This window comes from Sphingomonas sp. CFBP 13728, assembly GCF_014841895.1.
Lineage (GTDB): Bacteria > Pseudomonadota > Alphaproteobacteria > Sphingomonadales > Sphingomonadaceae > Sphingomonas.
On record NZ_JACYUS010000006.1, the window covers coordinates 88570 to 103252 of the forward strand.

Sequence of the window (14683 nt, forward strand, 5' to 3'; positions counted from 1 at the left end):
TCATCTCTCCTTGCGACGCTGCCGCGCCGGAATGGTCAGGATCGTCAGGCACATCGCTATGGCGATCAGTGCGTTCGCTTCGCCCCACCGCATGGCCGCGGTGCCGGCCACGGCGCCCAAGGTGAGAGCGAGCAACATGCCCGCATAGGGCCAGATCGGATTCCATCCGCGGCGGCCGGCCAACACGGCGGCGATGCCCCGCCCCACATGCACGAGAGTGCCAGTGACGTAGGTCAGCGCCATGCCCACGCCCTCCGCCCGCAGGATAAGAGCATTCTGCATACCCATCGCCAACGCCAGGAGGACGCTTGAGGTCAGGCCTGATCCAAACCCGGCCGCGAGCAGAACGGTGACCGCTTCGACGACCATTGCTAACGGACGCCGTTGTGCCGCCGCGCCGATCAGCAGTTCGCCGGCGACGACGCCGACGACGAAGGCCGCAATGACCATCGCTCCCTGCGTAGCCAGAGACCAGTCGGTCTGCGCCAGGGCTAAGGCTACCCGTGTTGTGTTCCCGCTCATGAATGACACGTAGAAGGTGTGGAAATGCAGGAAGCCGATGGCATCGACGGCGCCCGCAACCGCGAGAAGTCCGAACGCCAGCGCATAGGTCCGACCGTCGTGTCCACCAGGATCGGACCTAGCCGTCACGTTATCACCCCCGCTACGCGCCAGCGACGCCGTTGCCGACGAGCTTTTGCGGATCGACGACGGCATCGAACTGCTTCTCATCGACCTTGCCGGACTTGAGCGCGGCCTCCTTCAAGGTCGAGCCGTCCGCATTGGCGGCCTCGGCGATGTGGGCCGCGTTGTCATAGCCGATAACCGGCGCCAGTGCGGTGACCAGCATCAACGACTCGCCGACCGAAGCGTCGATCCAATCCCGGTTGAGTTCGGTCCCCTCGATCGAGAACGTCCGCATCTTGTCGCACATGTCGCCGATGATCCGGATCGAGTGCAGCGCGTTGTTGATGATGATCGGGCGCATCGCGTTCAGTTCGAAATTCCCCTGACTTCCCGCGAAGGCGACGGCGCTGTCCTCGCCGATCACCTGGATGCAGACCATGACCATCGCTTCGCACTGCGTCGGGTTGACCTTGCCGGGCATGATCGAGCTGCCCGGCTCGTTTTGCGGCAGGAGCAGTTCGCCCAGACCGCAGCGTGGGCCGGACGCGAGCCACCGCATGTCGTTGGCGATCTTCATCAGCGCGACTGCGATTCCTCGCACGGCCGCCATCGCCGAAACCATGGCGTCGAGCGAACCCTGTGCTGCGAACTTGTTCGGCGCAGTCACGAAGGGATGCCCGGTCAGGTCGGCTATGGTCTTCGCGATATCACGCGAGAAGCCCTCCGGCGCGTTGAGGCCCGTACCGACCGCCGTCCCGCCGGCGGCGAGCCGATACAGTCCGTCGAACGACCGCCTGACGTTCTCCATCGCGTCGCGGACCTGCGCCGCATAGCCCGACCATTCCTGACCTACGGTCAACGGAACCGCGTCCTGCAGATGCGTCCGGCCCGTCTTCACGACATCCATCCATTCGTTCGCCTTCGCCTCGATCGCCGTGGCGAAGCGGTCGAGCGCTGGCAGCATGTGGTCGGACAGAGCGAGTACGGTCGCGATGTGCATCGCGGTCGGGAAGCTGTCGTTGGACGACTGCCCCATGTTGACGTGATCGTTGGGATGGACCGGCTTCTGCGTGCCGAGTTCGCCGCCTAGCAGCTGGATGGCGCGGTTCGAGATGACCTCGTTCAAGTTCATGTTAGACTGCGTTCCGGATCCCGTCTGCCAGACGTAGAGCGGGAAGTGCGGGTCGAGGTCTCCGGTGATCACCTCGTCCGCTGCCTTCACGATCGCGTCCGAGCGCCATTGCTCCAGTCGCCCGGCCTTGGCGTTCACCAAGGCGGCGGCCTTCTTCACGTAGCCGTAGGCGTGGTAGACCGCCTTTGGCATTCGATCCTCGCCGATCGAGAAGTGCTGGAGCGACCGTTGCGTCTGCGCGCCCCAATAACGATCCGCAGGAACCTCGACCTCGCCCATGGAGTCGAACTCCTTGCGTTTGCCCTTCGCATCGACGCCGACCGGCACGTCCTTCATCACCGGATGTTCGCCGGAATGGTGATTTTGTTTCGTCATGTCCCGTTCCTCGTTCAATCGCGCTCAATAGGAAGGGGTGTAGGTCTGGCTCTTCAGCCAGGCGCGGATGTCGTCCGGCCGATCGACGGTGGCGAGACCGCGATCGAAGATGTGTTCCGCAACGCGGGCGGCGGTGGTGATCTCCGTCTCCAGGATGTCGCTCTGGGGCGGGAACAGCATGCCCTTGTCCCGCGCGGCCTGGTCGACCTGATCGGCTGATCCCTGCGCCGCGGCGATCCACATCCTGTCGTCGATGCGCTTCGGTTTCGTCGCGTAGATGGCGAGGCCAAAGGCGGGGAAGATGTAGAAGTTGTTCGCCTGACCTGGGTGATAGGTCTTGCCGTTCACCGTCACGTCGGGGAACTGGACGCCGGCGGCGAACAGCGCCTTGCCGTCGGTCCAGGCATAGGCCTGCTCCGGCGTGCATTCCGCCTTGTCGGTCGGGTTCGACAGCGGGAAGATGATCGGCCTGTCCGTGTTGGCGGCGACCGCCTTCACCACGTCTTCAGTGAATAAGCCATGCGTCGTGCTGACGCCGATCAGCGCCGTCGGCTTGAACGCCTTGACGCTGTCCTCGAGGCTCTTCGTCGCCGGCAGATCCTTTGCATAGACCTTCTGCGAGGCGCTAAGATCATCTCGCTTCGCATCGAGCAGACCGTTCACGTCGTACATCGCGATGCGTGCCCGGGCGTCATCCGCAGACAGACCCTCGGTTTGCATCGCCTCGACGATCATGTTGGCGATACCGATCCCGGCGGAGCCCGCGCCCGCGAACATGATCTTCTGGTCCGCGAGCTTCTCTCCCTTGATCTGGAGAGCGGTCGTCAGACCCGCGATGGTGACGCTCGCCGTTCCCTGGATGTCGTCGTTGAGGACGAGATACTTGTCCTTGTACCGCGCGAGCAGGCGGATCGCATCGGTGCCCTTCCAATCCTCGAAATGCACACAGACGCCTGGAAAGACCTCGTTTGCGGCTTCCATGAACTCGTCGACCAGCGCATCGATATCATTCTCAGTGGGCGGCTCGTCACGAAGGCCCGTGTAGAGCGGATCGGCGCGCAGCTTGGCGTTCGTAGTGCCGATATCGAAGTGGATCGGCAGCAGTCCGTCCGGCGGTACCGCCGCGCACGCGGTATACAGCTGGAGCTTGCCGATCGGGATCGGGGCGCCATTGGCGCCGATGTCGCCAAGTCCGAGGATACGCCCGCCCGAGGATACGCAGATGAAGCGGATGTCCCTGTTGGGCCAGTGGGCGAGCACTTCGGCCAGCCGCCCCGTCATCTGTTTCGTCAGATACATGCCCTGCGGCCGGCGGTATACGTGGCCATAGGTCAGGCAGGCGTCGGCGATCGTCGGATCATAGACAATCGGCACGAACCGCGCAGGGTCGCTCATGAGGACGGCGTAGAACAGGGTCTCGTTGCGGTCGCAGAGACCCTGAAGATAGATGTACTGTTCCAGCGCATCGGGCTTGGCGCCGAGATGACCGAGTACGCGCTCGACCTGCGTGTCCAGAGTTTCGACTGCCGCCGGCAGCAACCCTTCCAGGCCGAGCGACTTGCGCTCATCGGCGGTAAAGGCGGTGCCCTTGTTGACGATCGGGTTCTCCAGCGTCGCGACGCCGGTCGGTGATTTCGTGGTCATGGTGGCTCCGCAAAAATATTGGCAGGGTGGGCAACTGGTTCAGTTGGCGGACACGAGCCCGATCTGCTGCTGGAAGGTGAGATTGTCCTCGAGATGCCAGTTGTCGGTGATCATGCCACTCGACACGCGCAGGATGTCGGTGGCGATGAAATCGATCGGCTGACCGGTGCCGGTCGTCCCCATGAACGTTCCCGTGAAATGGCCGGTGAAGTGCAGGTGGCTTACGACGCGGTCGCCCACGACGAGGCGCTGGACGACGTCGATCCGCAGATCGGGAACCGCGCCGAGGAACGCCTTTGACGCGGCTGCAGGGCCGGCGGGGCCCTGCGGGCGGCCCTTGGGCAGCGTGTGGTCGACGAAGCGTGGGCTGAGCGCGGCCTTCAGCAATGTCGCGCTGCCGTTGTTCCAGAAACCGTAGAACGCATCGACCGGCTTGAGCATCGCTGCGACGGTCGTGGCTGGCAGCGCCTTGTCGACGATCAGTTCCTGAGGCTTCGCGATCGCCTTTGCTGCGCGGTCATCGACCTGAGCGGCCAGGGAGGGGGTGGCGGCGGCCAGTGCCGCGAAAGCAAGGAATACGCGCATGGATGGTCTCCTCAGGCTGCGATCGTGCCGCCGCCATCGACCGTGACGGTCGATCCGGTGGCGTACGGATTGGTGGCGACGAAAAGGATGGCGCCGGCTATGTCATCGGGCTGGCCGACACGACCCGCAGGAAGGAGTGCGGCTGCCTTCTCGAACATCGCCTGCCGTTCGGTGTCGCTCATCCCGGCATAGAGCGGCGTGTCTACGAGGCCCGGCGAGACGGTGTTGATCCGCACCGGCGCGCGTTCGAGCGCAAGGCCTCGAGCGAGAGCCTCAAGCGCGGCGTTGATCGCGCCTTGGAGTACCGAAGAAGCACTGGGCCGCTGGGACAAGAAGCCTGACACGAAGGTGATCGAGCCGCCATCGCGTACCTTTGCAGCGCGTGCGACACGGTAAGCACCAAAGAACTTGCTGTTCATCGCCGCCTGGGCGTCCGTTAGGGCCAGCTTGGAGACTGGCCCTGTCTTCGTCTTCGCAGCCGCCACGACCACGTGATCGAAGACGTCTTGCGCGGCGAAGAACGCATCGACCGAACCGTCATCGATGATGTCGAGCGTCTCCTGGTCGGGGCGAAATACCTGTGCGCCCGCTTTCTCGAACGCGTCGGCGGTCGCTTTGCCGATGCCGCCGCTCGCACCGACGACTAGAATGCGCTGTCCGTTCAGTTGCGCTGTCATGACTTTTTCTCCTTGGGTGAGGGGCCGGGCAGACCCGTCTCGGTGGCGGGGCCGCGGTCGAAGACCGGGGTCATGCCCTTGGTCTGGAGAGCGTATTTCGCGATCTCGTCCTTGCGTGCGAACCACACGCCGGGCTTGGAGCGCGCATAGGTCAGGAACCGGTCGAGGACGCGTACGCGGTTGGCATGGCCGGAGATGCGGTCGTGCATCGACACGACCATCATCCGCCGCTTGGTCGCGCCCTCTTCGTACAGCTGATCGAACTCGTCCTTCAGCGCCTGTTCGTAAGCGATCGGATTCCACCCCTCGAACGGGAATGACGAGATGTCGTTCATATGGAAGGTGTACGGGACGGTGACGAAGTCGCCCTTGGCAAGGGGGACGATGAACGGCTCGTCGCGGCTCGGCTCGTCGATATGATAGATGAGACCCAGACTCTGGAGAATGTCGAGGGTGCGAGGTGAATTCCGTAACCAGTACGCGTTCCATCCCAGCGGTTTGAAGCCCGTGATCCGCTCGATCGTATCAACGCAATCGCCGATGAAACGGCGCTCCTCGTCGGGTTTCATGTCATAGCTGTTCTGCCATGTACGTCCGTGGGCTGCAGCCTCGTGGCCCCGACGGACTATCTCCTTGGCGAGGTCAGGCGCCTTTTCGATCGCCTGACCAATCATGAACGACGACAGCTTGATGCCGTGCTTGTCCATCAGGTCCAGTATCCGAGGAATGCCCTCGTTGGGACCATATGCGAAGAACGCATTGGTCGGCAGATCCGGCAGGCCGTGCTCGATGGGCTCCGGAATGGGACCGCCCGCGCCGGAAATCGGCTGGCCGCCGCCCTCGAACATCAAGCTCAGACTGACGGCCAGTCGGGCATCGCCGGGCCAGAACGCAGTCTTGGTCGTCATGTTACGCTCCTTCGCAAAGGCGCCCGACGAGATCGTCAAGGCCGTTCCTCCGAGAACGACGCTGCGGCGTGACAGATCGGGCATGATGGACATGAGGCATAAACGACATGGTGCGTTGTCCGATCCGGATTGATCGGTATTAGGTCGACTGAAGATGTGTCGTCCGGGAGTTGATAATAATGCTTAATGATCTGAATGAGCTCAGGACCTTCCAGAAGGTGCTCGCGTCAGGCTCGCTGTCCGCTGCGGCCCGCGAGATGAACGTCAGTCTCGCCGTCGTCAGCAAGAGATTGCTGACATTGGAAGGAAGGGTAGGGGCGAGGCTCGTCAATCGTACGACGCGTAGTCTGTCCCCTACGGAAGAAGGAGCCAGACTTCTGATCGATGTCGAGCGTGCGTTGGACGCGCTGCGCCAAGGCGAGGAGACGCTGGCGACGGGGCGGCTCGAGCCCGTCGGGCTCCTCAGGGTCACCGCGCCGGTCTCGTTCGGACGACGACACGTCGCACCGGTCCTGGGCGAGCTGACGGATCGGTTCCCACAACTACTCGTCTCGCTGACGCTCGAGGATCGGGTGATAGATCTGGCAGGCGAGGCGGTCGACGTGGCGATCCGGATCGGTGCGTTGGCCGACACCAGTGCGGTGATGCGGAAGCTCGCAGACAATCGACGCATCCTGCTCGCGTCGCCGAGCTACCTGGGAAGGATCGGGCCGCCGCGGTCGCCCGACGACCTCCCGGGCCACGCCTTTCTCCGGTATGGCGGGACGACCACGTCCTTCAGGCTGACCCGAGCGGATGGTCTTTCGGCCGTGATCGACGGTCCCAGTCGGCTTCGCGCGGACAACGGAGACGCCGTTCACGATTGGTGTCTCGCGGGTCATGGGATCATGCTGAAGTCATACGTGGACGTCGCAGCAGAGCTTGAGGCCGGGACGCTGGTCCATGTTCTTCCAGACTGGTCGGGAGGGGACGCGCCGGTCGTAGCGCTGTTCCCGACGGCTCGTCACCTCTCGCTCAAGGTCCGAGCTTTCGTCGATGCCATGGCAGCGGCGCTCAGACCGGCGGCGGAAAGCGGTTGAGCGTCGCGGCTACTCGTTCAGCGACGGCAGAGCATCGCGATCGGCAACGCCGCTTCGACCACGTCGGCAAGCCGGCTTTCGAAACCGGATTCGATCCAGGCGGTTGCGATGTGAAGCAGTCCGCCCGCCACGCCACGACGGAGAAGGGGCAGGCGCGAAAACCGACCGGAGCGTGCCGGATCACATATTTCGACCAACGGCTCAGTAAGCCGGACCAGCGAGCCTTCGAACAGACGATCGAGTTCCGCGCTGACTCCAACCGTCTCCACCAGGAAAAGGCGTGCGGCGACGGGGCTTGCCGCAACTCTCCCGTAGTAGGCTGTCAAGAGGTCACGGACGCGCGCCTCCTGGTCGCTGTCGACCGCCGCAGTCGCAAGTGGCGTCATCAGCCTTAGGAGATTGTCGACCGATGTCTCGAACGCAGCGGTCAGCAGCGCTTCGCTGTTCGGGAAGGCCTCGTAGAAGAAGCGTTCCGTGAGACCTGCCGACTGACAGACTGCGCGTATGCTGGTGTTGCGGTAGCCGTTCAGACCGTAAAGCGAGATTGCGGCATCGAGAAGTCTGGCGCGTCGATCGGCGAGGCGGTCGGCTGCACTTCTCCCGGCATAGGAACGTCTTGTCGTCATCCATTCGTCGTACCGCATCGGCAAGGTAGGCAAAACCCACGGCAGTGCTTACGGGAGAGCATCAGGCGAGACGGCCGATAGTGAGGAGTCAGCAGCGATGAACACCGTAGACGTAACTGCCGTGAATCATGCGGGTTTTGCCGTTCTCTCGTTGAACGAGTCCATCTGGTCCGGACGCGAGCGGTTGGCTTCTCGGTCGGACGGCAGCCGAAAATCGAAGTGAACCGCGCCGCGCCTACTGGACGCGACGGGTTGTGACTCATGCCGTCATATCAATGTTGTCCGCGACTCCATGATATCGATCGTCGAGGTCGGCAGGCCGAATGTTGGCGATGGACTCCAACGGTTGGCGATGATTGAACCAGTCTACCATTCGAAGGTCGTGTGTCCCAACGTATCCAAGGATCGCCAAGGTCCAGAGTGGTGGATGACCCCGGCCCTGTAGAGGCCGTTGATCGTCCTGGGCAAAGCGTTGCCTTAGCTGTCCCCGACTCTCCCAACCGAGAGCTTGATCCGAGCTCGACCAACCGCTGGGTGTAGTTGATGAACACAAATTGCAGCCCGCGGTCGCTCTGTTGGGTGATGCCGCCCCGATGGGCCGGACGGCGATCGCGAGGTGCCCGTTCCAAAGCATCGGGGACGAAGCTGGCATGAGCCGCCCTGCCGACGCCACAGCGGACGAACAGCGAAGAACTAAAGCAGCACCGTACGAATGGCGAAGGCGATCGCTGCGAGCGCCAGAACGCTCGCGGTCCAGATCATCGCTAGCCAGCATAACTGTTGGACGAACCGGGGTCCGGGCGTAGCCATCAATGATACCCCTCGCCGACCTTGCCCCTGAACACCCAATAGGCCCAACCGGTATACCCGATGATGATCGGGATGATGACGACGGTCCCGACCAGCATGAACAACTGGCTCTGCGCCGGAGCCGCAGCGGCCCAGATCGTGACGGCACGCGGCACGACGTAGGGAAAGACGCTGATGCCCAGTCCGACGTATCCCAACAGGAACAGCGCCAGGGACGCGAGGAAGGGCAGCTTGTGTCGCCCGCGGGCGATCGACCAGAACAGGACTCCGGTGATCACGACGACCAGCAACGGCACCTGCGCTGTCAGCAAGACGCCCGGCATCGCGAACCAGCGTCGCCAATAGTCATAGCTGAGGAACGGCGTCGCCGCACTGACCGCGGCCATCGCAACAACCGTCGCGATGGCCAGCATCCTGGCCATCCGTCGCGCGTGGGCCTGTGCGGGGCCGTCCGTCTTACCGATCAACCAGGTCGCGCCAAGCAAGGCGTAGCCGACCGCTACCGAGATACCGGTCAGGACTGTGAACGGAGTGAGCCAGTCCAGCCATCCACCTGAAAAGGCACGTCCCACGACCCGGATGCCCTGCAGGATCGCGCCGAGCATCATGCCCTGCGCGATCGCTGCGACCAGAGAACCCAGCGTGAAGGCCCTGTCCCACCAACGTCTGTGCACCGGATCACGCCACCGGAACTCGAACGCCACCCCGCGGAACACCAGGCCCAGCAGCATGGCGATCACCAGCGGATAGGTGGCAGGAAGGATAATCGCGTAGGCAAGAGGGAAGGCCGCGAACAGCCCTCCCCCGCCTAGCACAAGCCACGTCTCGTTTCCGTCCCACACCGGCGCGATCGAATTCATCGCGGCGTCACGCTCCGCCCCGACCTCGAAGCCGGGGAACAGGATGCCGATGCCGAGATCGAACCCGTCCATGACGACATAGGCGAATATGCCGAATGCGATGATGACGGCCCAGACGACCGTGAGGTCCAGACTGTATGTCAGGCCGGTCATGCGTCCTTCTCCCTGTTGGTCGGCTCGAAGGTCGCGACCGGCGTGATGCCGGCTGCATGACGTGGCGTGCGGCGCGGTTCAGCCTCATGAGCCTCGGGTGGCTTGGCGATCAGGCGAAGGACGTAGAGGACGCCCAATCCGAAGACCGCGAAGTAGACGACGACGAAAGCGGCAAGTGACGTCGCCACTGCGGGGGCCGCAATCGGCGAGCGAGCGTCGGCCGTCAGCATATGACCGTAGATGACCCATGGCTGCCGGCCGACCTCGGTCGTGATCCAGCCCGCCAGCACCGCCACGAAGCCCGCCGGGCCCATCGCCACGGCCGCACGGTGCAGCCAGGGCGTGTCGTACAACCGGCGTCGCCACCGCGCCCACAGACCCCATACGCCGAGCATGAGCATCGCCAGTCCAAGCCCGACCATGATCCGGAACGACCAGAACAGGATCGTTGCCGGGGGACGTCGATTGCGCGCGAAATCCTTCAGTCCCGGCAGCGGGGCGTTCAGGTCATGGCGCAGGATCAGCGAACTGAGCCTGGGTATCTCCACGGCATAGCGGACCTGCTCGTCGCGGTCGCTGGGTAGGCCGAACAGGATGAGCGGCGCTCCGTCAGGATGCGCGTCGTAATGCCCTTCCATCGCCAGCACCTTGGCCGGCTGATGCTCGAGCGTGTTCAGCCCGTGCTCGTCGCCAGCCAGGATCTGGAGCGGTGCCATGACCGCGATCATGCCCAGGCCCATCGCCAGCATCTTGCGCGCGCCGAGGTTCGCCCGATCGCGCAGCAGGTGCCATCCACCAACCGCGGCGACGACCAGCGCCGTCGTCAGGAATGCGGCAATGACCGTGTGGGTCAGCCGGTAAGGGAAACTGGGGTTGAAGATGATCGGCAGCCACGATCCTGCAGGGACGAACTGCCCTTGCGCATTGATCGCGAAGCCGGTCGGAGTGTGCATCCAGCTGTTGACGCTCAGGATCCAGGTCGCCGAGATTAGAGTGCCAAGCGCCACCATGCAGGTAGCGAAGAAGTGCAGTCCGCGCCCGACCTTCGTGATGCCGAACAGCATGACGCCGAGGAAGCCCGCTTCCAGGAAGAAGGCTGTGAGCACCTCGTAGGCCATCAACGGACCGATCACGGGGCCGGCCCGGTCGGAGAACACCGACCAGTTGGTGCCGAACTGGTAGGACATGACGATGCCGGAGACGACGCCCATGCCGAACACGATCGCGAAGATCTTCAGCCAGTAGCGGTAGAGGTTGGCGTACACGCCGCGCCCGGTCCTGAGCCAAAGGCCCTCGAGCGTCATCAGGAAGCTGGCGAGCCCGATCGAGAACGCGGGAAACAGGAAGTGGAAGGATACCGTGAAGGCGAACTGTATCCGTGCGAGAAGAAGCGCATAATCTGTCATGGGAGGCCTGTTCGTCGTGCCGGACCTGGCCGGGCACGGAGCGATGCCGAACGACTGGCGCTCGGCACCAAGTTCATCCTGCCGTGCTCGTGGCCGGCTGCGGATCGGTTGCGCCTGCACGCTCTTCGGTCGCGCGTTCCAGCATGAGGAGCATCGCGGTGACCGCGACCAGCAGAACCACGAAGATGTCGAGTTTTCGGCGGAAACGCCGTTCACCGGGAGTCAGCATTCCGCTGCCCTTCCAATCAGTGAGACGGGGCCTTGGCGCCGGGCACACGACGCCCTCGCCCGGACGGACGATGAGTTAGACATTGATGATCCTGTTCCGCCCGCGATCGACGCGGGCATCTCTGACGAAGCGGGCGCCGCGCGTCGGCTCAGCTGGACGAGACCACCGAGTGGACGTTCAGACGCATGAACGACTGGTCAGAGGGGGAAGGGGGGGCCTCGCGCCCACGGTCGAAGCCCGTACCGCGACGTCTCGACCGGTGCCGGTCCAGGGCGTAGGCCGCTGCCCATCGTGAAGGCCAGAGCGACGATCAGCAGGTCGAGCGGTACTGCAGCAAGCGCCGCCATCGTCAGGCCGGCATAGGCGCACGGTGTGTCATGCTTTGCGGGGGCGTCGTGGCTCGCATCGTCCGGCTGCTGCGCCAGTCCGGGTACCTCCAGGACCATCGGCTCGGTCATCGTGCCCGAGCAAATCGATACGATCATCTTGCCGTGCGACATCGTCGGCATGTATCCGCTCGGTACGACGAGCCGTAATGCAAGCGATACCGCAAGGATCAAGACTATCGCCAGCGAACGGTTTTGAACAAGATGGCGAATGGCCGGCATGAGAACGCGCTAAGTCACGCCGTCGCCCTGGTCGATGTGACATTATGTCTCATGTGCGCTGCAGGGCTGGTGCTTAAGTCCATTTCGATATCCCCATGATATTGGGAACCCGCGATTATTTTTGCTTCTTTGCCAACGAATGTTCCCGTGCGGAATTGCGCATGGAACGGCGGCAGGTTCGGATCGCACGATCGTCACGGGGAGGTCATCCTGTCCAAGTGACAGTTGCTCATGACTGGGCTAGCTCGCGTCTGGTGTTCGCACTTCGCCGCCATGTTCTGGCTCATCGCCACCTTGCTGCGCTGATCTGCGTCGCAGCGCTGGCGCTGAAGCTGCTGATCCCGTCGGGCTACATGATCTCCGCCGAGCACGGTCGGATCGCCATCACGATCTGCTCGGGGTTCGCACCGCAGACCATTAGCCCTGGCACGAGCAGAGACATGGACATGACCATGCCGGAAATGCACGGCGACATGGCCGATCAAGGCAAGTCCGACGAGCATGGCAGGACGGAGATGCCGTGTGCGTTCTCCAGCCTTTCGGCGCACGCGCTCGCGGCGGTCGATCCCGTCCTGCTGATCGCGGCCATCGCCTTCGTCATGGCGGTTGGCTCGCGAGCGGTCGGATCGCCGCGCCTTGCACTTACGCCGCATCTCCGGCCGCCCTCGCAAGGCCCGCCCGTCTTCCGTTGACCTGTTGAATCGCACCTGCCTCCCATCGGGGGCGGGTCCCTGTCGTTCATGGTGCGCTGCCAAAGGCTCGCGCGCCAGTCAAAGGCATTTTCGATGTTTCGACCGAAGTCTCTTCTTGGGACGACGATGGCTGTCGCCGTCGCCGCGCCCTGTACGTCTTTCTCAATTCCGACCGTGCACGCTCAGAACGTCGAAGCTCGGACTGCGCCGATTGACCCCATACCGACCAATGCCGGGCCAAGCTGGGCTGGCGATATGATCGTCGTCACGGGTATCCGCGACGGATATGCCGTTCCCGAGACGGCGTCCGCGACGCGCACCACCACGCCTTTGATCCATGTGCCGCAGTCGGTGCAGGTGCTGACCGGCGCGCTGCTGCGCGAACAGGATCGTCGCCAGCTCGGCGAGGCTTTGGCGAATGTGTCGGGTGTCGTCGGCAACCGCCCCGAGGAGGGCTTGACCGTAGGGCCGATCGTGCGCGGCTTCATGGCGGAGATCTATCAGGATGGCCTGCCGATGTTCGGCGCGTTTTCGGCGGCCAACGATCCCGCAAGCCTGGTCGGCATCCGCAGGATCGACGTGCTGAAAGGCCCGAGCGCCACGCTCTACGGCGGCGGCGTCGGCTCGCCGCTTGGCGGCCTCATCAATATCGAAAGCGAGCGCCCCGGAACCAAGCTTCAGGGCTATGCCGCGATCCGGGCCGGAAGCTTCGCGACTTTCAATCCTTACGGCGAACTCGACGTGCCGATCACAACGGGCATTTCCGCGCGTATCGCCGGCGAATATCAGAGCAACGACCACTGGGTCGACCGGATCGAGGGCGAGCGGATCTTCGTCCAGCCGAGCATCGCTTTCCAGCTCGGCACCCGGACCGACCTGATGGTGCAGGGGCAATATGGTCGCCGTGAGCAACTGGAATATTCGGGGCTTCCCGCCGCGCAGACCTTGGCAGGCGAAGTGGATCGCAATGCCTTTCCCGGCGCGCCGAACGGTCAGCCGCGGTCCAGTACCACGAACCAGATGGTTACCGGCACCTTGCGGCACGACTTCGGCGACGGCGTGCGGTTGACCGTCACAGGCCGCTATTACGAAAGCCGCGTGCCGCAGTTCGGGACCTTCATTTATCCGGACATGTACCCGGCCGACCCCGCCACCCCGACGACCTATCCGCTGCTCGCGCTCAACATGCTCAGCCATTTCGAGGAGGCGACGTTCGAGGCGAACCTGGTCGCCAAGACGGAGATGGTGGGCGGGACGCACACGTTCCTCGTCGGGGCGAGCTACGACCATACCGATTTCTATTCGGACATGGCCTTCACGGGCATGACGCGCGGATCGATCGACCTCGCCGATCCGACCTACGACGTGTCGTTCGGCGAAATCCTGCCTCCCAGTCTCCTGCAGACGGACCGATACGAGACGCGGGCCATCTACGCGCAGGATCAGGCCGATTATGGCTGGCTGCACCTCACCGGATCGCTTCGCTACACGCGGCTCAGGTTCCGCGAGGACCAGCAGGCGACAGACGAAACGTATCATCGGCTGTCGCCGCGGATCGGTGCGACGGTCGACGTCGTGCCGGGGGTAGCGCTCTATGCCGGTTATGCCACAGCCTTTCGTGGCGCGTTCGGCCTCATGAGCCGCTTTACGACGCGGCCGGAAACGTCGCGCAACGTCGAAGGTGGCATCAAGCTTGCGGCGACCGGCATCGGCCTGTCGGGCACGCTGGCGGTGTACGAACAGACGCGCAACAACGTCGCGACGCCCGATCCCGATCCGGCCTTTCCGTTTTTCGCGGTGCAGACCGGGCAGCAGCGATCGCGCGGGATCGAGGCCGACCTGATTTGGGAACCGCGCCCGGCGTTCTCGATGATCGCGAACTACGCCTATACCGATGCTGCGGTCACCCGTGACACCAACACATCGCTGATCGACGACCGGTTGCCGCGCGTGCCGCGGCACAGCGGCCGTATCGCCGCACGGTATCGCGTTCTGCGCGGTGCAGCGAAGGGCCTGTCGCTGGGTGCGGGCGTCACCGCCTTCACCGCGCGCGAGATCACGCTGCCCAACAGCGTGTCCGTGCCGGGCTATGCGGCGATCGACGCGCAGGCATCCTATGACATCGGGCGGTTCACTGTGCAGGTGTCAGCCGTCAACCTGGGCGGCGCGCGCAGCTTCGACACCTATCAGTATTTCGCCTTCCCGGTCGTGATGCCGACGCAGCCGCGCTCGGCGTTCGTCACGCTCAAGACGCGTCTCTGAAAGGATATAT

The 14683-nt window shown here is 63.7% G+C and carries 15 protein-coding genes; 3 read left to right on the plus strand and 12 right to left on the minus strand.

Going from position 1 to position 14683, the window contains the following annotated elements; all coding sequences use genetic code 11:
* The 6 genes from IFT67_RS18205 to IFT67_RS18230 all read right to left on the minus strand — a co-directional run bounded on the left by IFT67_RS18205 (position 1) and on the right by IFT67_RS18230 (position 5948).
* Positions 1-717: a YoaK family protein gene (locus tag IFT67_RS18205; protein WP_192099496.1), complete on the minus strand. Its 717-nt coding sequence runs from the start codon at positions 715-717 to the stop codon at positions 1-3.
* Positions 665-2095 (minus strand): class II fumarate hydratase, encoded by a 1431-nt coding sequence (gene fumC / locus IFT67_RS18210; RefSeq protein ID WP_197977947.1) that lies wholly within the window; start codon positions 2093-2095, stop codon positions 665-667. Before fumC ends, IFT67_RS18205 begins: the two co-directional genes overlap by 53 nt.
* 63 nt (positions 2096-2158) lie before the next feature.
* Complete coding sequence (locus IFT67_RS18215) at positions 2159-3778, minus strand: NAD-dependent malic enzyme (protein ID WP_192239518.1); 1620 nt, start codon at positions 3776-3778, stop codon at positions 2159-2161.
* Between the two features lie 39 nt (positions 3779-3817).
* Positions 3818-4363, minus strand: a complete 546-nt coding sequence (locus IFT67_RS18220; RefSeq protein ID WP_192099493.1) for an ester cyclase — start codon at positions 4361-4363, stop codon at positions 3818-3820.
* Between the two features lie 11 nt (positions 4364-4374).
* Entirely contained in the window at positions 4375-5040 is a 666-nt protein-coding gene (locus IFT67_RS18225; protein ID WP_192239519.1) for an SDR family oxidoreductase, read from the minus strand.
* Entirely contained in the window at positions 5037-5948 is a 912-nt protein-coding gene (locus tag IFT67_RS18230) for a polysaccharide deacetylase family protein (RefSeq protein WP_192099491.1), read from the minus strand. Before IFT67_RS18230 ends, IFT67_RS18225 begins: the two co-directional genes overlap by 4 nt.
* A 179-nt stretch (positions 5949-6127) precedes the next feature.
* Between IFT67_RS18230 and IFT67_RS18235 the strand changes: the two genes are divergently transcribed.
* Entirely contained in the window at positions 6128-7027 is a 900-nt protein-coding gene (locus IFT67_RS18235; protein ID WP_192099490.1) for a LysR family transcriptional regulator, read from the plus strand.
* 17 nt (positions 7028-7044) lie between these two features.
* Here the strand turns inward: IFT67_RS18235 and IFT67_RS18240 are convergent, their stop codons facing one another.
* From IFT67_RS18240 to IFT67_RS18265, 6 genes are all read right to left on the minus strand, one after another.
* A complete protein-coding gene (locus tag IFT67_RS18240; RefSeq protein WP_192099489.1) occupies positions 7045-7653 on the minus strand; it encodes a TetR/AcrR family transcriptional regulator in 609 nt (202 codons plus the stop codon).
* A gap of 693 nt (positions 7654-8346) precedes the next feature.
* Positions 8347-8463, minus strand: coding sequence for a DUF2474 family protein (locus tag IFT67_RS21015; protein ID WP_192099488.1), 117 nt, complete (start codon positions 8461-8463; stop codon positions 8347-8349).
* Positions 8463-9476 (minus strand): cytochrome d ubiquinol oxidase subunit II, encoded by a 1014-nt coding sequence (gene cydB, locus IFT67_RS18250; RefSeq protein WP_192239520.1) that lies wholly within the window; start codon positions 9474-9476, stop codon positions 8463-8465. Before cydB ends, IFT67_RS21015 begins: the two co-directional genes overlap by 1 nt.
* Positions 9473-10882: a cytochrome ubiquinol oxidase subunit I gene (locus tag IFT67_RS18255; protein ID WP_192239521.1), complete on the minus strand. Its 1410-nt coding sequence runs from the start codon at positions 10880-10882 to the stop codon at positions 9473-9475. Before IFT67_RS18255 ends, cydB begins: the two co-directional genes overlap by 4 nt.
* Before the next feature lie 73 nt (positions 10883-10955).
* Positions 10956-11111 (minus strand): hypothetical protein, encoded by a 156-nt coding sequence (locus IFT67_RS18260; RefSeq protein WP_167398894.1) that lies wholly within the window; start codon positions 11109-11111, stop codon positions 10956-10958.
* A 197-nt stretch (positions 11112-11308) separates the two neighbouring features.
* Positions 11309-11620 carry a hypothetical protein gene (locus tag IFT67_RS18265; protein ID WP_192003475.1) on the minus strand — a complete coding sequence of 104 codons (312 nt, stop codon included), beginning with the start codon at positions 11618-11620 and terminating at the stop codon, positions 11309-11311.
* 353 nt (positions 11621-11973) lie between these two features.
* Here IFT67_RS18265 and IFT67_RS18270 point away from each other — a divergent pair, with 353 nt between their 5' ends.
* On the plus strand, positions 11974-12411 hold the full coding sequence (locus IFT67_RS18270; RefSeq protein WP_192239522.1) for a hypothetical protein: 438 nt from the start codon (positions 11974-11976) through the stop codon (positions 12409-12411).
* 255 nt (positions 12412-12666) lie between these two features.
* Positions 12667-14673: a TonB-dependent siderophore receptor gene (locus IFT67_RS18275; RefSeq protein WP_192239523.1), complete on the plus strand. Its 2007-nt coding sequence runs from the start codon at positions 12667-12669 to the stop codon at positions 14671-14673.
* Positions 14674-14683: the final 10 nt, after the last annotated feature.